Consider the following 22286-nt stretch of genomic DNA (forward strand, 5'->3'; position numbering starts at 1 on the left):
GTCCTCAAGCGGCTGCGCACCGGCGAACTCGGCGACGCGGAGATCCTGGGCGGCACCGCCCTCCCCGTCGTCTGCCTCGGCTTCGCCCAGGCCGTGACCGGCGCCCTCTCGTCCGGGGAGTTGAAGGCCCGTCAGGCGGCCGCGGGCTCCTCCTTGGTGATGCCGACTGTCGCGTCCTGGTCGCCCTTCCCGCGCAGCGCGACCACGCTGAGGAGGCAGCAGGCCAGGGCCGAGATGCCGCAGATGACATAGCCGATGGCGTACCCGTTGCCGAGGGCTTCCAGGGCGAGGGGGACCGCGCCTCCCGGCGGGGAGGACGGCGGTACGGAGTTGGAGGCGAGCGGACCGCCCTCCGCCGCCACCTGCCCCGCCGCCGCCTTGACCTCGGCGGACAGAGGGGAGGCGGCCAGCTTCGAGGTGAACTCGGTTGCCGCGTGGCTCAGCGCGATCGCGCCGATGACTGCCGGACCGAGCGTGAAGCCGAAGTCCCGCAGCAGGCTGGTCGATGCGCTGGCCATGCCCGCGTAGTGGACCTCCACCGTGTTGACGGCCGTCGCCGTGATCGAGGAGACCGTCAGTGCGAAGCCGATGCCGACCAGGCCGATGGGGAGGATGAGCGAGGTCAGGGCGCGGTCGTGGACCGAGAGGGTGGCGGCGATGAAGTCTCCCGTCGCCATCAGCCCGAGACCGGCACCGAGCACCCAGCGCGGGCTGACCTTCTCGAGGAGCCGGGAGATCAGCGGCATCAGCAGCAGCGTCCAGGCGTTGAGCAGGATGAAGGCGAACGAGCCGCGCAGCGGGCTCTGGTGCTGGATCGGCCCCAGCCGGATGCTGGTCGCGTAGGCGGTGCCGAGGTAGCTGAACATGCCGACCACGGCGACGAACGACGCCACCGCGAACGCCCGGTTCTTGAACAGATCGAGCCGGAGCAGCGGGGAGGCGGCCCGGCTTTCGGCCACGATGAACAGGCCGATGAACACCGCGGCGACCACGTATGCGATCACCACCGGCGTCGCGCTCCAGCCGTCCGCCGGGCCCTGGATCACCGCGTAGAGCAGGGCGAACATGCCGATGCCGATGGTGATCTGGCCGGCCAGGTCGAGTGAACGGCCTTCCGGGGCACTGGAGTTGTGTGCCAGCAGCTGGCTGAGCACGGTGCTGATCAGAGCCAGGCCCGTCACGACGATGAACGCCCACCGCCAGGAGCCGTAGTTGCCGGTGATGCCGCCCAGGACGGGGGCGACGAAACCGCCGCTGGACAGGGCCGCCGCCCAGATGGTGATGGTGCGGGCGCGGTCCTTGGCCGAGTGGGTTCCGGCGGCGATCATCGCGAGCGAGGTCGGGAACAGCGCCGCCGCGCCCAGACCGGCGATGGCCTGGCCCACCCAGAGCATGTGGATGCCGGTGCTGGCGGCGGCCAGCGCCTCGCCGACCACCAGCAGCGCACCGCCGCCGACCAGCAGCCGCTTGCGGCCGAAGAGGTCACCGAGGACGCCGAAGGTCAGCTCCAGTACGGAGACGGGCAGCAGGAACGCATCCGAGATCCAGGTCAGCTGCGAACCGACGGGGTGCAGGTCCTCCTGGAAGAGCCCGTTCAGCGTGGCCGGCATGGCCAGGGCGATCTGTGCCAGGCAGACCGCGAAACAGCCGGCGATCAGAGTGCCGACGGGCAGGCCGCCGGATGGTTGCGAGGTGGCGGTGGCGCCGGTTTGGGTGCGCGTTTCGGTGGACACGAGTGCTCCCCTTTGAGCGGCTGGGCGGCTTCGAGCGATGTGGGGACGCCGAGAACGCGACGAATGTAGGGCAGTTTTTCGACGGCGGTCAATAGATTGCCCAGTAACCGTGGGCATGGCTGTGCCCGGCAGGTGCCACCGGATACTCGGGCCGTCCTAGGGGACGGCCACCGCGATCACGTCCAGAGCGCTCGCGGCCGCCTGACGGGCCGGCTCCGCGCAGCGGTGCGCCAGCTCGTGGAACCGCTCCTCCGCGCGGGCCGCCGGCCAGTCCTCGGGCAGGAGATCGGCGGGCAGATGGGGATCCTGGCGGACCTGGTCCAGCCAGTCGGTGTGCAGCAGCAGCTGCCGTACGAGGGCGTCCGCCGGCTCGTCGGTGTCCGTGCTCCAGCGGGCCAGGAACACCTCGTATCCCTTGGCGACGGACTCCACGTCGAACGCCGTGTGCAGGATCGTCCGGGCGTCGGTCGGGCCGACGGCCGCGGCTCCCTGGAAGACGCGCAGATACGGGTCGAGGTCCAGCCCCGCGACGATCCCGGGCACGTCCACCGTGCCGGGCGCCACCCACAGGCCGTTCTGCAGCGGACCGAAACCGCTCCACAGCAGCCGGGAACGCAGGTCGTGCCGTTCGCGTCGCCACGCTTCCGGGAGGGAGAAACCGACCAGGGTCCAGGTGCCGTCCCAGGTGCGGTTGACCGCGCCCGTGCGCCAGATCCGGTCGTGCCCGTCCTGGAGCACGCGGGTGGCGCGCCGCGTCGGGCCGAAGTACGTCTTACGGCCGCGCCGGTGCCGTTCCAGCAGGCCGCGCTTGACCATGCGGGTCAGCGTCGACCGTACGGCGTCCTCGCTGATCCCGGCCTGCCCGAACACGTCGATCAGACTGCTCGCCGACAGGGCGACGTCCCGGCCCAGGGCGTGGATGCCGAAGAAGCTCAGCATCAGAGACTGCGGCCGGGGTGCGCTGCCCGCCTGGTCCGGCGGATCGAAGCTGGTCACCGGGCAAGGGTAGATCCGGTTCGTCTCACCTCGACGGACAGGTCGTTGTCCACCGCGCAATGGGGGCGCACCACGTTGCCCGCGACGGTGGCCGCCGGATGGAAGACGTTCCGGACACCGCCGCCGGTGTCCGGATCTTCATGGTGGGCTGGACCCGTGCAACTCCCCGACAGTTGCTGTCTGTTACCACTTCGTAGGGCCCGCCGGGCCACGGTCGCCTACCCGATGTCGACCACCCGGGCCCAGGCGGGCGGCGCGTCGGGCACATGGTCGGGATCCTCCTCGTTCCAGTTCGCGCCCTGCCGGGGGAACAGACCCACCACCGTCCGGCAGGCCGGTCGCGCGTCCGGCCAGGGCGTCTGGCCGTCGGTCAGCCGCCCGGCGTCCCACCCGGCCAGGAATTTTCCGAGCGAGGAATCAGGACGACGCCTCCGCGCGGGCGAGCAGATCCAGCGCGACATCGGTGATCATGTCCTCCTGGCCGCCAGCTATGCCCTGCCGGCCGAGCTCGACAAGGAGGCTGCGGGTGTCCCGGCCGGTGCCGGCCGGTACGGGCTGTTGCCACGGCCGCCCGCGATCGCGGAGGATCTTCTGGCCCGGCCCGGCACTCGACAGGAGCTCTCGTGACGTACGACATCACCGCCATCCGCTCCCACTTCCCCGCCCTTGCGGCCGGAACGGCACACTTCGACGGCCCGGGCGGCACCCAGACCCCGCAGCCCGTCATCCAAGCCATCGCCGACGCCCTGTCCAGCCCCCTGTCGAACCGGGGCCAGGTGGCGCCGGGGGAGCGCAACGCCGACACGATCGTCACCGGGGCCCGCGGGGCCATGGCCGACCTGCTCGGAGCGGATCCGTCGGGGATCGTCTTCGGCCGCAGTGCCACCCAGCTCACCTACGAGTTCTCCCGCACCCTCGCCAAGGCCTGGCAGCCCGGGGACGAGGTGGTCGTCACCCGCCTCGACCACGACGCCAACATCCGCCCCTGGGTCCAGGCCGCCACGGCGTCCGGCGCCACCGTCCGCTGGGCCGACTTCGACCCCGCCACCGGGGAGCTGACGGCGGACGACATCCGCGCCGTCCTCAGCGAACGCACCCGGCTGGTCGCCGTCACCGCCGCCTCCAACCTGATCGGCACCCGTCCCGCGATCGCCGAGATCTCCCGTCTGGCCCATGAGGCGGGAGCGCTCAGTTACGTCGACGGCGTCCACTACGCCGCCCACACGCTGGTCGACCTGGAGCAGCTCGGCGCGGACTTCTTCGTCTGCTCCCCGTACAAGTTCCTGGGTCCGCACCACGGAGTCCTCGCCGCCCGGCCGGAGTTGCTGGAGACCCTGCGGCCGGACAAGCTGCTGCCCTCCACCGACGCGGTCCCCGAGCGCTTCGAACTGGGCACGCTGCCCTATGAGTTCCTCGCGGGCACCACCGCCGCGGTCGACTTCCTCACCCGCCTGGACCCGAGCGCCACGGGAACCCGCCGACAGCGCCTGACCGCCGCGTTCGCGGCGCTCGAAGCACACGAACACAGCCTGCGCACACAGATCGACAAGGGACTGTCCTCACTCGAAGGACTCACGATCCACTCCCGGGCGGCCGACCGCACCCCCACCCTGCTGCTCACGTTCGAGGGCCGCTCCACCGCGGACGCCTACCGCTTCCTCGCCGAGCGCGGCGTCCACGCTCCGTCGGGATCCTTCTACGCCATCGAGGCCTCCCGCCGGCTCGGCCTCGGGGACACCGGGGGCCTCCGCATGGGCCTCGCGCCCTACAACAGCGCGGAGGACGTCGACCGGCTCCTGGGCGGGCTGTCCGAGTTCCTCGGACTCTGAGCAGCGCCCGGAGGCCCGAAGGTGCCGCCCGAGCCGTGTGGCTGGCTACGGCCGTGTGGCACGGGTCGGTCGTGCGGACCGACGGCCCAGGACGGGCTCGGCCAGCACTCTCGCCGTACGGCAGAGGGTCTGGCCGTGCCGGGCGAAGAGGTCGTCCCGCGAGTCGAAGTGGCCCAGGTCCGCCAGGACGTGGGCGGAGAGATCGCACGCGGCGCCGTCGGCCGGGCAGAGTGTCACCCCGTCCCAGTCGATCGCCGTCCTGGACAGCGCCTCGAACAGCGTCTCCGCACCGGCGTTGGTGAAGCCGCCCTGGCCGTCGCTCAACTCGTCGAGGCTGCCGAAGAGTTCCGAGACCGTCAGCCAGGGAGCTGCGGCGTGTTCGGCCGGCGCCGGCACGTCGACGCGGAATTCGGGCCAGGCCAGGAGAACCCGGTCCGGGACGATCCGGCGCAGCCGCGGAAAGCGCGGATACCAGAAAGCCCCGTCGACCAGCAGGCCACGCACCCGCGTGGCCACCCCCGATGCCCGCGCCACCGCCTCCAGCACGGCCAGCCGCTGGCTGCACGAACCACGGCCACGGCGCAGTACCTCGGACACGGGCCGCTCGTCCTGCACCGAGTACACCGGCCGCACGGTCGTGGCAATGACCCGGTGGGCCCGGCGCAGATCCGCTGTCCTGCGGTCGGGCGCCGTCGTCCCCGTGTCGGCCGTCGTGCCGATCTGCCGCAGCAGGGAAGTGACCTGCGGGTGCCGCCAGTCGAGGATCCGCGTCGGGGCGGTGCTCCCGGCCGCCCTTCCCTCGCTCGTCGTGCCGGCGTGAGAACGGCCTCGCGGTGTGAGAAGCGAGCTCGTCATGACCGTGGTCCTCTCTCCGGCACCTCGATGGCCACACACATCATCGCCGAAGAATTGAACATGTTCAACTATGGCGGCCCGTGGACAGGGGACCTGTGAGGACCCCTCAGCCCAGGTAGGCGGGAGCCACCGCGGAGGTCATCAGCCGGCGGGCCGTGCCGGTGCCGTCGGCCGGGACGGTCCACAGGTCCGAGCCGTAGTCGCCGGGGAGGGCGTAGACGAGGGTGGAGTCGTCGGCCCACAGGGCCTGGTCGTCGATGTTGCGCTGCTCGGCGGTCGCGGTCTCCTTCATCGTGCGCAGGTTCAGGACGTACAGCCGCCAAGGGGCGTCGGGAGAGGCTCCCTCGACGCGTTTCTTGTAGGCGATGCGGGTGCCGTCGGGGGAGAGGGAGGGGCATTCGACGTTGCGGTGCAGGGTGGTGAGGGTGCGTGCCCCGACGTCTCCCCGTACGAGGTAGGTGTTGCCGCCGGTCGCCAGCGTGGCGTAGAAGCGGTTGTCGTCGGCGAAGGTGACGCCCCAGATGTTGGTGTCGGCGGCGCGGTAGGTGCGGCCGTCCTGGATGATGCGGAAGGTCTCCAGGTTGTCGTCGATCTTCCAGCTGCGGGTGTCGACGATGGCCGTGCGGGTGGAGAACTTCGTTCCGGCGTAGGAGTCTCCGCTGACGAAGACCGTCCAGGCCGCCATGTGGCCGGAGGGCGAGACACGGGCCCGGGTGGGGATGCCCGCGGCCGGGAAGCGGTGCCGCTCGCGCAGGTGTGCGTCGAGGACGACCGCCCGGTAGGTGTCCCTGAGCGTTCCGTGCACGGCCTGGAGGCAGATGCCGGTACCGGCAGCCGCGTGGAAGCGCAGGCACTTGACGCCCGAGGCGGTGCGCGGCCCCTGCGGATCGTCGGCGGGCACGGTGGCGATCTCGTCGCGGTGCGGGCCCCAGGCCAGGTTGCGCACCAGCAGCCGGCGTCCGGCCGTCGGCCGGAGCGAGACGGTGCCCGTCCGCACGGTCGGACCGTTCGCCTGCTGCTCGTCGCGCATGCCCGAGCGGTGGGCGGCGTACAGCACCGCACCGGTGCCGACGCCTCCGAGCAGCAGGACGGCGGCCAGCAGGATCACCAGACGGGTGGTTCGGGTCATGCGGACACCTCCGCGGGGGACGCGTCGCCGGCGGGGCGGAGCACGAAAAAGGCCACGACGGCGCTGACGGCCAGCGCGGCGGCGGTGCCGGCGAGCGCGCTGCGCCCGCCCCACAGGCTCCAGGCCGCGCCGAAGGCGAGCGAGCAGGCGAACCGGGACAGCGCCTGGCCGGTGCCCACCAGCGCCTGCCCGGCCCCCTGGTGCTGTGCCGGCACGGCACCGGCGGTGGCGGCCGCGAGGACCCCGTCGGTGGCCGCGTAGAAGGTGCCGTGCAGGACGAGGACCGCGACCACGGCGGGAATGCCGTGCCAGGGGGAGAGCACCAGGCCGTAGCCGAGCAGCAGGACGCCGTGACCGGCCAGGAACAGCCGGCGGCGGTCGATGCGGTCGGCGAGCGCGCCGAGCGGGACGGCGAGCAGCAGGAAGACGGCGGCGGTGCCCAGGGGCAGCAGCGGGAACAGGTCGGCGGACAGGTCCCCCGCGCGCTGCAGCAGCAGATACAGGAAGGAGTCGCTGACGGTGGTGAGACCCAGCAGGGCCGCGCAGAAGGTGAGCCGGCGCAGCTCCGGGCGGCGCAGCAGGCCGAGTGAATCGCGCAGGGCGGGGCGAGCGGCCTCGGGCGGAGCTGCGGCACCGGCGGGCGTGATGCGGCCGGGCACGAAGAGCACCAGTACCAGCACCCCGAGCACGGCGACACAGCCGCTGACGGTGAAGACCGCGTCGTAGCCGTCGACGGTGGCCCGCAGCACGGCGAAGGCGACCAGCGGGCCGAGCAGTGCGCCGGTGGTGTCCATGGCGCGGTGCACCCCGAACGCCCGTCCCCGGTGCTCGGGTTCGGTGGCCAGCGAGATCATCGCGTCCCGTGGGGCGGTGCGCAGCCCCTTGCCGGTGCGGTCGGCCGCGAGCACGGCGCTGATGACGGGGAGGGTGTGGGCGAGCAGCAGCAGTGGCTTGCACAGCGCCGACAGGCCGTAGCCGAGGCCCGCGACAACCTTGTGCCGGCGGCCGCCGCGGTCGGCGAGGTGACCGCCGGCCATCCGGACCAGCGCCCCCACACCGTTGTTGATGCCGTCGAGGAGACCGAAGCCGAGCGGGGACAGGCCGAGGCCGGCGACCACGTAGAGGGGCAGCACGGCGGTGACCATCTCCGAGGAGACGTCGGTGATGAGGCTGACCGCACCCAGGGCCAGCACGGTGCCGGGGACGGCGGCCGGCCGCCGCCCCGGACGGGTGTCCGGGGCGACGGCGGCCTTGGTGCTGCGGGAGTCCGCGAGATACACGGGCGTCAGTTCCAGATGCCGGTGATGTCGGACGCCGACGCGGCGTTGCCCGCGTGGCTGCTCAGACCGGCCAGGTCCTCCACCGTGCGCAGGACGTTGTAGTGGTTGTACGTGGTCGAGCTGGAGCTTCCGGGCGCCACGTGCTGGCCGTAGAGGACGGTCGGGATGCGGTTGCCGGAGAGCTTGTTGTCCTCGTCGAAGGTGACGGCGAGGATGCTGTTGTGCGTCTGGGCCCACGTGGCGTACGCGCCAAGGTTGTTCTTGATCCAGGTGTCGCCCGTGGAGACCGAGCAGTCGTGCATGTCACTGCACAGGTTCGGCACGACGAAGGAGACCTTCGGCAGGGTCGTGAAGTCGGTCGGGAACTGGGCGAAGGTCATCGCGGTGTTCGTCGGCACGTTGGAGAAGCCGAACCACGGGTTGTGCTTCTGCGCGTAGTTGCCGCTGCTGCACGTCGTCGAACCCTGGCTGGGCAGCGACTCGTTGTAGCTCTTCCAGGTCTTGCCCTCGGCGATCAGCTCCGAGGCGAGGTTCGGCGCGGAGAGGGACCCGACGCTCACACAACTGTCGTCGGTGCGGCCCTGGTTGGAGCCCGAGAAGAGCATGTAGTAGTTCGGCTCACTGGGGTGGGTGAGGCCGTAGGACTGGGTGAGGTTGGCGCCACCCGCCTTGAGGGTGTTGTTGATGTACGGGGCGCTGGAGCTTCCGATCACCTGTGAGTAGGCGTGGTTCTCCATCACCACGACCACCACGTGGTCGGGGGTGGGGAGAGCGGCGGCCTGAGCGGCTGAGGTCGTTGCGGCCCACACACCGATCGAGGTGGCGGTGAGGGCGACGGCCCCGGCGAGTGCGGTGAGGGGGCGTCTGGTGCTCTTGGAAGCCTTTACGGCGGTCATGACTGTCCTCCGGACAGAAGTGACGGGCACGTGCGGGGGGAGGCGGCGCCGCAACGATAGGAGCCTCAGGCCGGTACTGCGTGAAGCCCAGACGAACGGCGGACCCCGGTGGGCAAACATCGCACGACGTACTGGTCATGTACAGGTCATGTGCGGTCGGGGCGTCCGGTGGCCGCGACATGCCACCCACGTACCCCGAACTCCGCGGACCGACGACCGCGCAGGTCAGGCCCGCAGATGCGTGGACGTCATGGACTGCAGATGGCTGAGAAAGGCGAGTGTGGCCGGGTGTGTGGGAGTGCGTGGCCAGGCCATGCGAACCGTCACGGGCGGTACGTCCGCCAGGGGCAGATAGTGGACCCCGGGGTGCGGATGGCTCTGCTTGGTGGCCTCGGCGGTGACGCCCACGGCCTCTCCCGTGGCGATCACGGTGAGCCACTCGTCGACGTTGGCCACCTCGAACGTCCGGGGCCGCCGCCCCTCGGGCCACAGCTCGGCGGTGGTCGCGGCGGTCGCGCACAGCACCACCGGCCGGTCGGCCAGATCCGTCAGCCGCACCGAGGGACGACTGGCCAGCGGATCACTGTCGGGTACGGCGGCCATGCGTCGCTCCCGGTACAGCGACCGGACCTCCAGTCCGGCACCGGGCGCGGGCGAGCTGCGCACCAGCGCCGCGTCGATCTCTCCGCGGCGCAGCGCCACCTCCGGATCGTCGCGCCGGTACACCTGCACCGGGGTCGCGGGATGCGCCTCCCGCCAGGTGCGCAACAGCGGCACGGTCAGGTCGCCGAGCGCCGCCCAGGCGAAACCTATCCGCAGCGGACGCACCCCCGCCGCGGCCTCCGTCAGCGCGTCGTCCAGCTGACGGAGGATCAGATGGGCTCTCTCATGCAGCCGTTGACCGGCATCCGTGAGGGACAGGGTGCGGGTGGTACGGTCCACCAGCCGCACGCCCACCCTGCTCTCCAGCTGTTCCAGGGTGCGCGAGAGCGCGGGCTGGCTGATGTGGAGCATCGCCGCCGCGCCGGTGATGGTGCCCTCGTCGCCGATCGCGGCGAGCGCCCGCAGATGCCGTAGCTCCACATTCATAACTCTCAAGCATAAGTGCTCCCCAGAAGGTATTTCCCTCCCACAGGGGGCCGGCCCTAGCGTCGCAGTCATGAAGATTCTGCTCATCGGTGCCACCGGCACGCTCGGCGCGGCCCTCCACAAGACACTCGACACCCGCGGCCACGAAGTCCTCACCGTCGCACGCAGCGGCGGCGAGCTGCACCACGACATCACCGACCCCGCACAGGTCACGGAACTCTACGACCGCGCCGGCCGGGTGGACGCCGTGGTCAGCGCCGCCGGACACGTGCCGTACAAGCCGGTCGTCGAGCTGACTCCCGAGGACTATCTGGCCGCCTTCCACGGCAAGGTGCTCAGCCAGATCGACCTGGTGCGCCAGGGCATCCCGCGGATCGCCGAGCGCGGCTCCTTCACCCTCATCACCGGTGTGCTCGCCCGCGAGCCCATCCCCACCGGCAGCGCTGCCTCCATGGCCAACGGCGCGCTGGAGGCGTTCGTCCGCGCCGTCGCCATCGAGATCGCCCCACAGCGCATCAACGCGATCAGCCCGACGGTCTTCACCGAGAGCCTCGCCGAGTACGGCGACTACTTCCCGGGCATGCCGCCGGTGGACCTCGCCGATGTCACCCGGGCGTACGTCCGGTCCGTCGAGGGCGCGCAGACGGGGCAGATCTACGCCCTGTAGTGAGCAGCGTGCCCTTCGGCGTGGGCGCCCCCGGAGCGGCGGGGGCCCCTCACGAAGCCGCCCGCGACGACGCTCGGGCGGGGGCGACGAAGTCCGGGACCACTGGGGGGTGGCGCGCGGCGAGGGCGCCGGGGACCCGGACAGGCCGGCGCCCTCCAGGACGAGCTCGCGTTGATCTCGTGCGCCGTGGCGTCGTCGCACCTGGCAGTCCACGGTGGGTTCGGCGCCGGGTGGGAACGTGCCCCTCGGCCACCGTCGCCATGTCGAGGCCACCGGCACTCCCGGCCGCCGCCGTCATGCCCGCCTCGCCTCGAAGTGGGCCACGGCGACCACCAGGTCCTGCCAGGCCATGCCCACGCTCTTGAACAACCGCGGCTTTGCGGAGGGGAGTTGGGCCTTGCCCCGCACGAGATCGGCGAGGCCGACCAGCGTGCCGGGATCGAGCGTCCCCGACTGTACGGCCAGCACGATGTCGCCCGCCTCGCGCAGCGCCGCCGAAACCGCCTCCACGACCACCGTCGAACGCCCGACGGCCGTCTCGTCGACCTCGCGGGCGTCGGGCTCGTGCGATCCGACGGCCACCACGGTCGCGTGCGGCGGCAGCAGCGAGCCGTCGAACAACGGCGTGCGCGCCGTGGTGCAGCAGGCCACGAGGTCGGCGTCCGCCACCTCGTCCGCACCGCCGACTCGCGCCTCGATGTCCTCGGCGAACGCGCGGGTGCGCTCGGGGTTCCGGCCGACGACCACCACGTCCCGGATCGGCCGGACGCACCGCAGGGCCTCGGCATGCGACCGTGCCTGCGGCCCCGTCCCGAACAGCACCAGTCGGCTCGCGTCCGGCTCGGCGAGCGCGTCGGCGGCCACGGCGGACACCGCCGCGGTTCGTACGCCGGTGAGCGCGATCCCGTCCAGCAGGGCCAGCGGGGTGAGGGTCTCGCCGTCCAGCAGAAGGTAGTTGCCCTGGATCCGCGGGAGGTCCCGCGCCGGGTTGTCCGGAGCCACCGTCACCACCTTGACTCCGGCGTAGGAGCCCCAGTGGGCGGGCATGAGCAGGAGCTCGCCCCGCGGCACCGGGACGGCCGAACGCGGCGGACCGGCCTCCGGGTCGAGCCCGCCGAGCAGACTCGCGCGCAGCGCGCCGATGGCCGCCTCCATGGGCGGCGCACCCTCCACAACGGTGATCACAGCTGGAAACCCTCCTTGCTCACCGGCCATCTCCGACCTGTTCCTCCCCACGATGTGGTCCGGCCTGCCGCAGCCACAAGGACCGGAAGAGCGACCGACCGACGGCCCCAGCGACCGGCTGCGCTTGCGCTGCTTCCCGACGGCCGGCGTCAGCCGCGTACCGTCCGCGCTGTCGGCGTTCGTCGCACCGGCCTGTCTTGTCCCCTCCCCGCCGTCACCTGCGGGGAAGGGACCGCTGTCCGGCTGTGCGCGGCCGCCGGGTGGGAGGGAGGACTCCAACCCTCCCGTAGCGCAGGACAAGCGAGTCGGGTGCCGGTGCTACGGCGTCGCAGGCCGCCGGGCCCCGGCCACCGCCCGCAGCACCTCGACCAGTGCGGCCACCGTCGGCCGGCGTTCGGCGGCGGAGCGGAACACCACGACGATGTGCCGCTCGACCCTCTCGCGCAGCCGCACCACGTCGAAGCGGGAGGCGCGCAGTCTGAGCATCAGCTCCGTCACCGTGCTGATCCCGATGCCCGCCTCGACCAGCGCCAGCGTGGCCGCGGTGTCGGTCACCTCGTGCCGGACGTCGGGTTCGATGCCGGCCCGCCGGCAGGCGGTGCGCACGGCGCGGCCGTAGTAGCTGTCGGCGGAGGGCAGGATCCAGCCCAGGTTCTGCGTGTCGGCCAGGGCGATCTCCGCGCGGCCCGCCAGCCACCCGGTGGGCACGGCGAGGGAGAACCGCTCCCGCTCCAGCCGCATCACCCGCAGCGCGGGATCGCGCGGGATGGGCACGTCCGGGTAGTCCAGGCCGAGCGCCAGGTCCACCGCACCGGAGGCGACGGCGTCGTACACCTCGTCCACGTCCATGTCGCGGCTGTGCACGGCGAGCCCGGGATGCGCCTCGCGCACCCGCTCCAGGGCCGGCGGCAGGATCTCGGCGGCGGCCGTGGCGAACAGCCCCACCACCAGCACCCCGGAGACCTCGCCGCGGCTGCGCTCCAGCGCCTCGACCGCCTCGGCCTCCGTGGACAGGATCCGCTCGGCATGCCGGGCCAGCGTCCTGCCGGCATCGGTCAGCTCCACCCGCCGCCCCACCCGCTGCAGCAGCTCCATGCCGGTGGCCTTCTCCAGCGCGGCGATCTGCTGCGAGACCCCGCCGGGCGTGTACCCCAGCGCCCGGGCCACCGCGGTGATGGTTCCGCGTCTGGTCAGCTCCACCAGGGAACGCAGCTGGGAGCTCGTCCAGTCCATATAGGAACACTAATAGATCGGGCGCAGTAACTGTTCATGGACGTCAAAGGTCGGATTGCGTCACGATGACGGGCAGAAAGCCCAACGCCCCCGGCCCGGCGCGGCCTCCGGAAGGGACGGCCCCTTGTCCTCCTCATCCGCCCTCCGCTCCGTTCCGCCGACCGCCGACGTCGTGATCATCGGCGGGGGCGTGATGGGCGCGAGTGCCGCGTTCCACCTCGCCGAAGCGGGGGTGACCGAGGTCGTGGTCATCGAGCGCGGCGATCTTGCCTGCGGCAGTTCGGGCAAACCGATCGGCGGGGTACGCGCCCAGTTCTCCGACCCGCTCAACATCGAGCTGGGCAGCCGGAGCCTGCGCGCCTACGAGAACTTCCCGCACCGCCCCGGCGCGGACATCCGCCTGGACACCGTCGGCTACCTCTTCCTGCTCACCACCGACCGGCAGGCCGCGGATTTCGAGGACGGCGTCAGGGCCCAGAACGCCCTCGGCGTCCCCACCCGCATGATCACCCCGCACGAGGCCCGCCGCCTCTGCCCCTATGTCAGCACCGACGGACTCCTGGCCGCCGCCTACTCGCCCACCGACGGCCACGCCCGCCCCGTACTGGTGGTGAACGGATACGCCGACGCCGCCGCACGGGCCGGCGTCACCTTCGCCACGCACACCACCGTGACCGGCATCGACACCGCAGGCGACCGCGTCACCGCCGTGCACACGGACCGGGGCAGCATCGACTGCAACAGCGTGATCTGTACGGCGGGTGCCTGGTCGCGCCGGATCGGTGACATGGTCGGCCTCGACCTTCCGGTCCGGCCGGTGCGCCGCCAACTCGCGTTCACCGAACCGCTCGTGCCCCCGGCGCCCCGTATCCCCTTCACCATCGACTTCGCCTCGTCGGCCTACTTCCACAACAGCGACGACGGCCTGCTGTTCGGCCTCGCCGACCCCCGCGAGCCCGACGGTTTCGACACCACCTGGACCCCGGAGTGGCTCGAACTGTTCCGGGACGCCGTACGCAGGCGGGCCCCCGAACTGGCCGGTATGAGGACCGTCGGCGGCTGGGCCGGCCTCTACGAGGTCACCCCCGACCACAACGCCCTCATCGGCCGCTCCGGCGAAGTCGTCAACTTCCTTTACGCCACCGGGTTTTCGGGCCACGGCTTCCTGCAGGCCCCAGCCGTCGGCGAGATCCTGCGCGACCTCCACCTCGACCGCGCACCCTTCATCGACATCTCCCCGCTCAGCGCCGACCGCTTCCGTTCGGGGGCCGAGATCCGCCCCGAAGCCCACGTGGTGTGACGTCCCGAAGTCCATGAGGCGTGACCCTCGATCGAAAGGGCCCTTCGATGATCAGCCGGTGGCTCCGGAGCGCGCCGGCTTCGCCGCCCGGCTCCCCGCCGTCCACGGCGGGCGGTCCCGGCCCACAGCCACCCGCCCCCGACCGTGCGCGACTCCTACGAGCAGCAGCAGAACCGCTCCCTCGCCCAGGTAGCCCGGGAGCGGCAACTCGACGGCCCGCTCAACTGACCCGCCCCTCACCACTCACCGAACCCCTGACCACTCACCGAATCCCGAGGAAGCACCATGACGAGCACCGCCCTGCCCAGCACCGAGGAGCTGCGCGCCCGCGCCCGTACGAGCCTGGACCGCATCGGCGTCACCGTCCCCGAAGGCGCCGGCATCCGGGCACGTACGCCGATCACCGGCGAGGACCTCTTCGGGCTCGGGGCCGCCACCGCTGCCGGTACCGAGGAGGCCGTCGCGGCCGCCCGCGAGGCCTTCCTCACCTGGCGCACCACCCCGGCTCCGCGCCGCGGTGAACTCGTGCGCCGTCTGGGCGAGTTGCTGCGCGAGCACAAGAGCGACCTGGCGGACCTCATCACCATCGAAGCGGGCAAGATCCGCTCGGAGGCGCTCGGCGAGGTCCAGGAGATGATCGACATCTGCGACTTCGCGGTCGGCCTGTCCCGCCAGCTCTACGGCCGCACCATCGCCTCCGAGCGCCCCGGCCACCGCCTGGCCGAGACCTGGCACCCGCTGGGCGTCGTCGGCGTGATCTCCGCGTTCAACTTCCCGGCCGCCGTGTGGTCCTGGAACACCGCCGTGGCCCTGGCCTGCGGCGACACAGTGATCTGGAAGCCGTCCGAGCTCACCCCGCTGATCTCCCTCGCCTGCGACCGGCTGCTGGCCCAGGCCGCCGAAGACACCGGCGCACCCCGGGACGTACACCGCCTCCTGCTCGGCGACCGCACCGTCGGCGAACAGCTCGTCGACGACCCGCGCGTCGCCCTCGTCAGCGCCACCGGCTCCACCCGCATGGGCCGCGAGGTCGGCCCCCGCGTGGCGGCCCGATTCGGCCGCAGCCTGCTGGAGCTCGGCGGCAACAACGCCGCCGTCGTCGCGCCCTCGGCCGACCTCGACCTCGCCGTGCAGGGCATCGTCTTCGCCGCGGCCGGCACGGCGGGGCAGCGTTGTACGACCCTGCGCCGCCTCATCGTGCACCGCGACATCGCCGACACGCTCGTCGCACGGCTCACGGCCGCCTACGCCAAGCTGCCCATCGGCGATCCCTTCGACGAGAACACCCTCGTCGGACCGCTCATCTCCACCAAGGCCCTCGACGGCATGCAGGACGCCGTCACCCGCGCCCAGGCGCAGGGCGGCAAGCTCCTGGCCGGCGGTGGCCGCCGCCTCGCCGAGGCCGCGCCCCGGGCCGCCTACGTCGAACCGGTCATCCTCCGCGTCGACGAACAGACCGAGGTCGTACGGGAGGAGACCTTCGCACCCGTCCTCTACGTCCTGACCTACGACACGCTCCAGGAGGCCATCGCCCTGCACAACGACGTCCCGCAGGGCCTGTCCTCCAGCATCTTCACCCGCGACCAGCTGGAAGCAGAGCTCTTCCTCTCCGCCGAGGGCTCCGACTGCGGCATCGCCAACGTCAACATCGGTACCTCCGGCGCCGAGATCGGGGGCGCCTTCGGCGGGGAGAAGGAGACGGGCGGCGGCCGCGAGTCGGGCTCCGACGCCTGGAAGGCGTACATGCGGGCGGCCACCAACACCGTCAACTACTCCGGCCGACTCGCCCTGGCCCAGAACGTCAGCTTCCTCTAGGGGGCACCCGCGCCGCGCGAGCATCCTCAGACCGGTACGACCGTCACTGCCCCGCCCTGGGATCAGCAACGAGCGTGCCGGCGGGGCCGGTTGGCGGAGCACAGCCCCACCCCGTTGCTCGCCGGCGCGGTCAGCGGGGTCGAGGGCGCGCGGTGACGTCCGCCAGATAGCCGCGCAGCATGACCTTGGCCTCGTCGAGGAGTTCCACGTCCCCCTCGGCGTCCCGCCGGAACGCCTCCTGCGCCAGCGCATCGGCCGCAAGGACCGCGGCGTGGCAGGCGCGGGCGAGTGTCTCGTGGTCGTGGGCCATGTCGAGCGCGAGCAGGACACGGCGGATCCCGTCGGCCATACGGCCCTTGTGCGCACGGTCCGCGGCTCGGGTCCGCTCGGTCAGGCCGCTGCCGAACCACAGGGCCCGGAAGCCGTGTTCGGTGCGGTAGATCCCGGCGAACGCGTCGATCAGCACCCCCACCGGGTCCTCCCAGCGCTCCGCCGCCGCGGCCTGCACGAGGGCGTCCATGGCGGCCTCCAGTTTCGCGAAGTATCCGGACGCCAGTGCGTCGATGATCGCGTCCCGGTCGGGCAGGTACTGATACAGCGAGCCGACCGACACCTCGGCCTCGGCCGCGACACGGGTCGTGGTCAGCGCCTCGACCCCCTCACCGATCAGGACACGCTCGGAGGCCTCCAGAACCCGCGCCAACCGCGCCTTGCTGCGCGCCTGTTGGGGGGTACGGCGCAGGGGGGCGGCCCCGCCGGCCCTCGCGGTCGGCTCACCCACGAACAACCTCCGAACCTGAACGTGACTTTGTTTCATGTTTAGGTTACGGTCCCGCACATGACCGACTCAAGCGCGGCGCTCGGGCGGGAGCGGGCCGCCGTGGCGGACGCCTGCCGCCGGCTGGGAGCCGAGGGCCTGCTCATCGGTACGGCCGGAAACGTGAGCGTGCGGGCGGGGGAGCGGGTCGCGATCACTGCGACCGGGGCGGTGCTCGCCGAACTCACCGAGGATCAGGTGACGGTGGTCGACCTGGACGGGAACATCGTCGGCGGAACCCTGGAGCCGACCTCGGAGCTCGACCTGCACCTCGGCGTCTACCGGCGCTACGGCACCGGCGCGGTCGTCCACACCCACGCCCCGATGGCCACCGCACTCTCCCTGGTCCTCGACGAACTGCCCTGCGTCCACTACCAGTTGCTCGCTCTCGGCGGCACCGTCCGCGTCGCGCCGTACGCCACCTTCGGCACCCCCGAACTCGCCGAGTCGGTGCTCACCGCGCTGGAGGGCCGCAGCGCCGCCCTGATGGCCAACCACGGCGCCCTCACCCACGCGCCGACCCTCGACACGGCCGTCGAGCACGCCCTGCTGCTGGAGTGGGCCTGCGGCGTCTATCGGCACGCCGCCGCGCTCGGACCGCCCCGCGTCCTCGACGAACAGCAGCAACTCGCGGTCATCGAGGCCGCGATCGCCCGCAACTACGGCACCACCCACCCCGTACCACCGGCTCAGGAGGAAGAGCGATGAAGGTCGTCACGATGGGCGTGCACGTGCTGGACGTACTGGTACGGCCGGTGGAGGAGATACCCGAGGGCCAGGGCGCGACCCTCGTCGACGACATCCGGATGACCGCCGCCGGGACGGCAGGCGGCACCGCCCTCACGCTCGCCAAGCTGGGCGCCTCGGTACGCACCGCCGGTGCGATCGGCACCGACCCGACCGGCGACCTGCTCGTCCAGCTCCTCAACAGGGCAGGCATCGACACCGGGCTGCTCGTCCGCCGCACCGACACCTCGACCTCGGCGAGCGTCCTGCCCATCCGCCCCAACGGCGACCGCCCCTCACTCCATCTGCTCGGCGCCAACATCACCTACGGCCTCGACGACGTGCCCTGGGACGAGGTGGCCGAGGCCGGCCACCTCCACCTCGGCGGCCCCGAACTGATCGGAGCCGATGTCGCCGCGCGCATCCTGGCGCACGCCAAGGAACACGACGTGGTCACCTCCGTGGACCTCCTCGCCCCCGGTGAGCTCGGCACCTTCGACCAGATCGAACCGCTGCTCCCGCATGTCGACTACCTGCTCCCCAACGACGACCAGCTCCTCGGCTTCAGCGAGGAGCAGGACCTGGTGACCGGCGCGAAGAAGCTCCTGGCCGCCGGGGCCGGCCTCGTCGCGGTCACCCGCGGCGGCGACGGCGCGCTCCTGGTGACCGCGGAGGGCACGGAGACGGTCCCCGCCTTCGAGGTCGACGTCGTCGACACCACCGGCTGCGGTGACGCGTTCTCGGCAGGCTTCATACGCGGCATCAGCCTCGGCCGCACCCCGCGCGAGGCCGCCGTACTGGGCAGCGCCGCGGCCGCACTGGTGGCGCAGGGACTGGGCAGCGACCACGGCGAGTTCGACCTGCCGGAGGCCGACGAGTTCGCCATGACCCACAAGACCCGCTCGTGAGCCGCTCGACTCCCGGTGAACCGGTGTAAACCGTCACCGACTCAATCAAGTGGTGACGGTCCCGACAGGGGCGTACGGTCGAACGGTAGACGACGCAGTGGACGGAACCGTTCACTGATGCCAAGTGCCACACGCCATGAGCAGCAGCCCGCAGCCGACCTCCGCATCACAGGCCGCCACCCGTGCACCGGGCGGCGGCGGAAACGGCATGGCGCTGCTGGTCATCGCGTCCTGCCAGCTGATGGTGGTCCTGGACATCACCATCGTGAACATCGCGCTGCCGCACATCCAGACCGCGCTGGACTTCTCCACCACCAGCCTGTCCTGGGTGGTCAACGCATACACCCTGACCTTCGGCGGCCTGCTGCTGCTCGGCGGCCGCACCGGGGACATCCTCGGCAGGCGGCGCATGTTCGTCTTCGGGGTGCTGCTGTTCGCGCTGGCCTCCCTGCTGGGCGGGCTCGCCCACAACTCCGGCCAGCTCCTCGCCGCACGCGCACTCCAGGGTGTCGGCGGCGCCATCGCGTCCCCGACGGCCCTCGCCCTGATCAGCACGACCTTCCGCGAGGGGCCGGAACGCAACCGGGCCTTCGGGGTGTTCGCCGGGGTCTCGGCGGGCGGCGGTGCCATCGGGCTCCTGGCGGGCGGGGTCATCGTCGAGTGGCTGAACTGGCGCTGGGTGCTCTTCGTGAACGTCCCCATCGCGGTGCTCATCGCCCTCGCCACGCCACGCTGGATCAAGGAGTCCCAACGCCACCCGGGCCACTTCGATCTCGCCGGCGCGCTGACGTCCACCCTGGGCATGGTGCTGCTGGTGTACGGCTTCATCAGAGCGGCGCAGGACGGCTGGCGGGACGCGCTCACGCTGGCCTCGTTCGGTGCGGCCGTCGTCGTCCTCACGGCGTTCATCCTGATCGAGCGTCGTTCCAGCCAGCCGATCACCCCGCTGCACATGTTCGCCGACCGCAACCGCGCCGGCACCTACGGCATCATGCTCAGCCTCGCCGCCGCGATCTTCGGCATGTTCTTCTTCCTCACGCTCTTCGTGCAGAACGTGCTGGGCTTCAGCCCACTGGCCACCGGGTTCGCCTTCCTTCCGGTCAGTGCGGTCATCGCCTTCGGTGCCGGGCTGGCCTCGCGGTTCCTGCCCACCTTCGGCCCCAAGCCGTTCATGGTGGTGGGAGCGATCCTCGCGGCGGCCGGCCTGGCCTGGCTCACCCTGACCGACGTCCACTCCACCTATGCGGGCAGCATTCTCGGGCCGATCCTCGTCTTCAGCCTGGGCATGGGCATGGAGTTCGTCTCGCTCACCCTCATGGCGCTCTCCAACGTCCCCGTCCAGGAGACCGGCGCGGCCTCCGGACTCCTCAACGCCACCCAGCAGGTGGGTGGTTCACTCGGCCTGTCCATCCTGGTCACCATGTTCGGCACCGCCAGCACCAACGAGGCCCACAAGCAGATACCGCGCTTCCTGGCCCAGGCCACCCCGGCCGAACGCCTGCGCTTCAAGCACACCGGTCAGCTCCCGAGCCCCTGGTCCGACCACGTGCTCACGTCCGGCATCTCGGCGGCCTTCATCATGGCGGCGATCTTCACCGTCGTCGCCGCGCTGATCGCCCTGGTCGTCATCCAGGTCCGCCCCTCCGACCTGGAACGGCTCAAGGGCGGGACGGGACCCGGCCCGGGCTGACGCTCCTCAGCCCACCGAGACCGTCTGCCCGCCCCACTCCTCCGGCGCGATGTCCGCAAGGGTCTCCGAGAACGTCCACTGATGGCCCGCGAGGTCCTCGGCCGTGTACTGGCGTTCCCCGTACGCGAAGTCGGTCGGTTCCATGACGATGCGTGCGCCGTGCGCCCGGGCCCGTTCGCAGTGGGCACGGACGTCATCGACGCGCACCGTCACCGAGTGCGTGACCTCGCCGGGGCGCGGGGGGCGGCGGTCCTTGTGGGTGTCCCCGACGATCACGGCGCCGTCGCCGAAGCCGAGCTGCGCGCGGTGGTCCTCGCCGATCCGTACCCGTTCCACGAACCCGAAGGCCGCACCGAGCCAGGCGACCGCCGCGCGGACATCGGGGTAGATCAGCACGGGGATGACGGTCGCGGAGGGGATGGAGCGGTTCGGCTTCATGGCCGACTCCCTGTCGTCGGGAACCCGTTCGCCGGAAAAGACCTGCCCCTGGAAAAGGAGAGGCGGGGTGTGCGCCGGTCGTGCCAGGCTAACCCGTCGGTTCATGCCTGCGCCGTGTGTCTGGGAGCCGGTGCCGGACTGCTGGTCGGTACGGCGACGGGCACACGGGCCCGGACCGCGCGCCACCCTGCTGGCCGGCCCCGCAGACGGGGACCGGGGACGCGACGCCGCGCCCTACCCGCACCCCTGGCCACCGCCAGCCACCGCCCTCGCACGGCGGCCGAGCCACCTCGGCGAGATGCTGACCCTCCGCGCCGACCACACGGCAGGCGGCCACAGCCTCAGCCGGGACGACTACCTCGTCAGCGGGGACGCGGCACTCGACACGGTCGGCCACTGCATGTATCCGCACGGCAGCGACGCGGAAGAGCGTTTCGCCGACATCGTGTGGTGGGTCAACCAGGAGGTCCTGCACCACGGGGCCGAGATCGCCCTGCTGCGCGACCTGGGGTCACGGCGTGGGCACCAACCCGAGCTGCTGCGCCCGCAGGACCGTGCTGATGCGGTCGCGGGTGCCCAGCTTGCGGTAGATCTTCTCGACGTGCTTGTGGACCGTACGGTCCGAGATGCCGAGCCGCCGGCCGATCGCGGCCGCCGTCAGCGCGTCCGTGAGCAGCAGCAGGACGGTCGTCTCCCGGGGGGTGAGCGGGCAGTCCGCGGCCGGTCCGTCGGCGGTGTCCGGGGCCGCCGTCCGCTGCCAGCGCTCCAGGAGCTGCCGCTGCTGCTCCACCGCCGCCAGCAGCGGCTGCAACTGCCGGGCCACGCGGACGTGGTCGTCGGTGAAGTCCGTACCGGAGCGGTAGATCATGCAACCCGTGATCGGCGTCGTCGTCTGCGGCAGGGGTACGGCCAGCACGTGGTCCGCGTCCATGATGTCGCCGATCAGCCGCGCGGTCGGGCTCGCGGACCATGCGGCACCGGCCGCCTCGCGCGCCGTGCGGGGAGTCCGGTCCGGCCCGGCCGCGTAGTGGTCCGCGAACGGAAAACCCGCCCGCAGCAGGCCCAGATCCTCCTTGCCGAGCCCGTCGAACGCGACGGCGACCTCGGACGGCATGCCGACCGTGCCCCGGGCCTCGTTCCAGTCGTCGAGCTTGTAGATCAGGGTCTCGCCGCCGCACAGGCCGGGCAGGGCGCTCGCCAGCAGCGGCCACAGCCGATCCGGCTCGCGCTCGTTGAGGGCGGCGACGGCCACCGACAGCATGCGTTCGTGGGCCCCGCCCGGCACCTGTGCCACGTTCTTCTCCGCTCGTGCGCCGCGTACGCAGTTGTACCCATACCGGCGACGCCGTCCGCTGCCCGACACTGCATGCGAGCACCCTCGAGCAACAACGACGTTCTCGGACACTCCAGCACATCGGCGCCACGGCAGCCGCAGCGGGGGAGTCCCGGCGACAGGGCCTGGGGCGGCCATCGGTCCCCCACGCCGTGCGGGGCCGCCGGCGCGGGGGACCGGCGGCCCCGCACGGCTCACTCCGGCACGGGCGGGTTCGCACGCATCGCATCCGAGATCGACTTGACGCCACCGTGCGGGGTGAGGCCCCCGTCCACCGGAATCTCCGTACGTGTGAGGAACAACAAGGAGGCCGCCGACTTCCGTCGGCGGCCTCGCTGTTGATCGAGCTGTCGGTGTCACGCCCCGA

19 protein-coding genes and 5 pseudogenes are annotated in these 22286 nt (G+C 71.8%); 9 read left to right on the plus strand and 15 right to left on the minus strand.

Annotated elements, in window-relative coordinates:
* Positions 1-96 (plus strand): annotated as a pseudogene (locus ACWC1K_RS13770) (ABC transporter permease); the annotation flags it as partial.
* 35 nt (positions 97-131) lie between these two features.
* On the opposite strand, the gene ACWC1K_RS13775 reads toward ACWC1K_RS13770, so the two are convergent.
* From ACWC1K_RS13775 to ACWC1K_RS13790, 4 genes and pseudogenes are all read right to left on the minus strand, one after another.
* A complete protein-coding gene (locus tag ACWC1K_RS13775) occupies positions 132-1733 on the minus strand; it encodes an MFS transporter (protein ID WP_450831129.1) in 1602 nt (533 codons plus the stop codon).
* A gap of 156 nt (positions 1734-1889) precedes the next feature.
* Positions 1890-2729 (minus strand): PaaX family transcriptional regulator, encoded by an 840-nt coding sequence (locus tag ACWC1K_RS13780; RefSeq protein ID WP_450831131.1) that lies wholly within the window; start codon positions 2727-2729, stop codon positions 1890-1892.
* A gap of 218 nt (positions 2730-2947) precedes the next feature.
* Positions 2948-3103, minus strand: a pseudogene (locus ACWC1K_RS13785) (DUF2201 family putative metallopeptidase); the annotation flags it as partial.
* A 43-nt stretch (positions 3104-3146) separates the two neighbouring features.
* A pseudogene (locus tag ACWC1K_RS13790) lies at positions 3147-3269 on the minus strand (4-hydroxy-2-oxovalerate aldolase); the annotation flags it as partial.
* 83 nt (positions 3270-3352) lie between these two features.
* Between ACWC1K_RS13790 and ACWC1K_RS13795 the strand changes: the two are divergent.
* A complete protein-coding gene (locus ACWC1K_RS13795; protein ID WP_450831132.1) occupies positions 3353-4558 on the plus strand; it encodes a cysteine desulfurase-like protein in 1206 nt (401 codons plus the stop codon).
* Between the two features lie 45 nt (positions 4559-4603).
* Here ACWC1K_RS13795 and ACWC1K_RS13800 read toward each other — a convergent pair whose 3' ends face one another.
* The 5 genes from ACWC1K_RS13800 to ACWC1K_RS13820 all read right to left on the minus strand — a co-directional run bounded on the left by ACWC1K_RS13800 (position 4604) and on the right by ACWC1K_RS13820 (position 9807).
* Positions 4604-5413, minus strand: a complete 810-nt coding sequence (locus ACWC1K_RS13800) for a transglutaminase domain-containing protein (protein ID WP_450831134.1) — start codon at positions 5411-5413, stop codon at positions 4604-4606.
* A 106-nt stretch (positions 5414-5519) separates the two neighbouring features.
* A complete protein-coding gene (locus tag ACWC1K_RS13805; protein ID WP_450831135.1) occupies positions 5520-6542 on the minus strand; it encodes a TolB family protein in 1023 nt (340 codons plus the stop codon).
* Entirely contained in the window at positions 6539-7822 is a 1284-nt protein-coding gene (locus ACWC1K_RS13810; protein WP_450831137.1) for an MFS transporter, read from the minus strand. Before ACWC1K_RS13810 ends, ACWC1K_RS13805 begins: the two co-directional genes overlap by 4 nt.
* 5 nt (positions 7823-7827) lie before the next feature.
* Positions 7828-8718, minus strand: a complete 891-nt coding sequence (locus tag ACWC1K_RS13815) for an alkaline phosphatase family protein (protein WP_450831139.1) — start codon at positions 8716-8718, stop codon at positions 7828-7830.
* 225 nt (positions 8719-8943) lie between these two features.
* On the minus strand, positions 8944-9807 hold the full coding sequence (locus tag ACWC1K_RS13820) for a LysR family transcriptional regulator (protein WP_450831140.1): 864 nt from the start codon (positions 9805-9807) through the stop codon (positions 8944-8946).
* Between the two features lie 70 nt (positions 9808-9877).
* On the opposite strand from ACWC1K_RS13820, the gene ACWC1K_RS13825 reads away from it, so the two are divergent.
* Complete coding sequence (locus ACWC1K_RS13825; RefSeq protein WP_450831142.1) at positions 9878-10474, plus strand: short chain dehydrogenase; 597 nt, start codon at positions 9878-9880, stop codon at positions 10472-10474.
* Between the two features lie 294 nt (positions 10475-10768).
* On the opposite strand, the gene ACWC1K_RS13830 is transcribed toward ACWC1K_RS13825, so the two are convergent.
* Both ACWC1K_RS13830 and ACWC1K_RS13835 read right to left on the minus strand, forming a co-directional pair.
* Entirely contained in the window at positions 10769-11659 is an 891-nt protein-coding gene (locus ACWC1K_RS13830; RefSeq protein WP_450831144.1) for an ornithine cyclodeaminase family protein, read from the minus strand.
* A 318-nt stretch (positions 11660-11977) separates the two neighbouring features.
* Complete coding sequence (locus ACWC1K_RS13835; RefSeq protein ID WP_450831145.1) at positions 11978-12892, minus strand: LysR family transcriptional regulator; 915 nt, start codon at positions 12890-12892, stop codon at positions 11978-11980.
* Positions 12893-13016: 124 nt separating this feature from the next.
* Between ACWC1K_RS13835 and ACWC1K_RS13840 the strand changes: the two genes are divergently transcribed.
* Entirely contained in the window at positions 13017-14192 is a 1176-nt protein-coding gene (locus ACWC1K_RS13840; RefSeq protein WP_450831147.1) for an NAD(P)/FAD-dependent oxidoreductase, read from the plus strand.
* A 285-nt stretch (positions 14193-14477) separates the two neighbouring features.
* Positions 14478-16007: an L-piperidine-6-carboxylate dehydrogenase gene (amaB, locus tag ACWC1K_RS13845; protein WP_450831149.1), complete on the plus strand. Its 1530-nt coding sequence runs from the start codon at positions 14478-14480 to the stop codon at positions 16005-16007.
* 130 nt (positions 16008-16137) lie between these two features.
* On the opposite strand, the gene ACWC1K_RS13850 is transcribed toward amaB, so the two are convergent.
* Positions 16138-16788: a TetR family transcriptional regulator gene (locus ACWC1K_RS13850; protein WP_450831150.1), complete on the minus strand. Its 651-nt coding sequence runs from the start codon at positions 16786-16788 to the stop codon at positions 16138-16140.
* A gap of 57 nt (positions 16789-16845) precedes the next feature.
* Between ACWC1K_RS13850 and ACWC1K_RS13855 the strand changes: the two genes are divergently transcribed.
* From ACWC1K_RS13855 to ACWC1K_RS13865, 3 genes are all read left to right on the plus strand, one after another.
* Positions 16846-17532 (plus strand): class II aldolase/adducin family protein, encoded by a 687-nt coding sequence (locus ACWC1K_RS13855; RefSeq protein WP_450831152.1) that lies wholly within the window; start codon positions 16846-16848, stop codon positions 17530-17532.
* Positions 17529-18458: a carbohydrate kinase family protein gene (locus ACWC1K_RS13860; RefSeq protein WP_450831154.1), complete on the plus strand. Its 930-nt coding sequence runs from the start codon at positions 17529-17531 to the stop codon at positions 18456-18458. The genes ACWC1K_RS13855 and ACWC1K_RS13860 overlap by 4 nt, the downstream gene beginning before the upstream one ends.
* 136 nt (positions 18459-18594) lie before the next feature.
* Entirely contained in the window at positions 18595-20148 is a 1554-nt protein-coding gene (locus ACWC1K_RS13865; RefSeq protein WP_450831156.1) for an MFS transporter, read from the plus strand.
* Between the two features lie 6 nt (positions 20149-20154).
* Here ACWC1K_RS13865 and ACWC1K_RS13870 read toward each other — a convergent pair whose 3' ends face one another.
* Positions 20155-20586: a VOC family protein gene (locus tag ACWC1K_RS13870; protein ID WP_450831158.1), complete on the minus strand. Its 432-nt coding sequence runs from the start codon at positions 20584-20586 to the stop codon at positions 20155-20157.
* A 103-nt stretch (positions 20587-20689) separates the two neighbouring features.
* Here ACWC1K_RS13870 and ACWC1K_RS13875 point away from each other — a divergent pair.
* Positions 20690-21094 (plus strand): annotated as a pseudogene (locus ACWC1K_RS13875) (DinB family protein); the annotation flags it as partial.
* 3 nt (positions 21095-21097) lie between these two features.
* On the opposite strand, the gene ACWC1K_RS13880 reads toward ACWC1K_RS13875, so the two are convergent.
* Entirely contained in the window at positions 21098-21880 is a 783-nt protein-coding gene (locus ACWC1K_RS13880; protein ID WP_450831160.1) for a LuxR C-terminal-related transcriptional regulator, read from the minus strand.
* Between the two features lie 233 nt (positions 21881-22113).
* Positions 22114-22218: pseudogene (locus ACWC1K_RS13885) on the minus strand (3-oxoacyl-ACP reductase); the annotation flags it as partial.
* Positions 22219-22286: the final 68 nt, after the last annotated feature.

The sequence above is a fragment of the Streptomyces sp. NPDC001492 genome, from assembly GCF_053597275.1.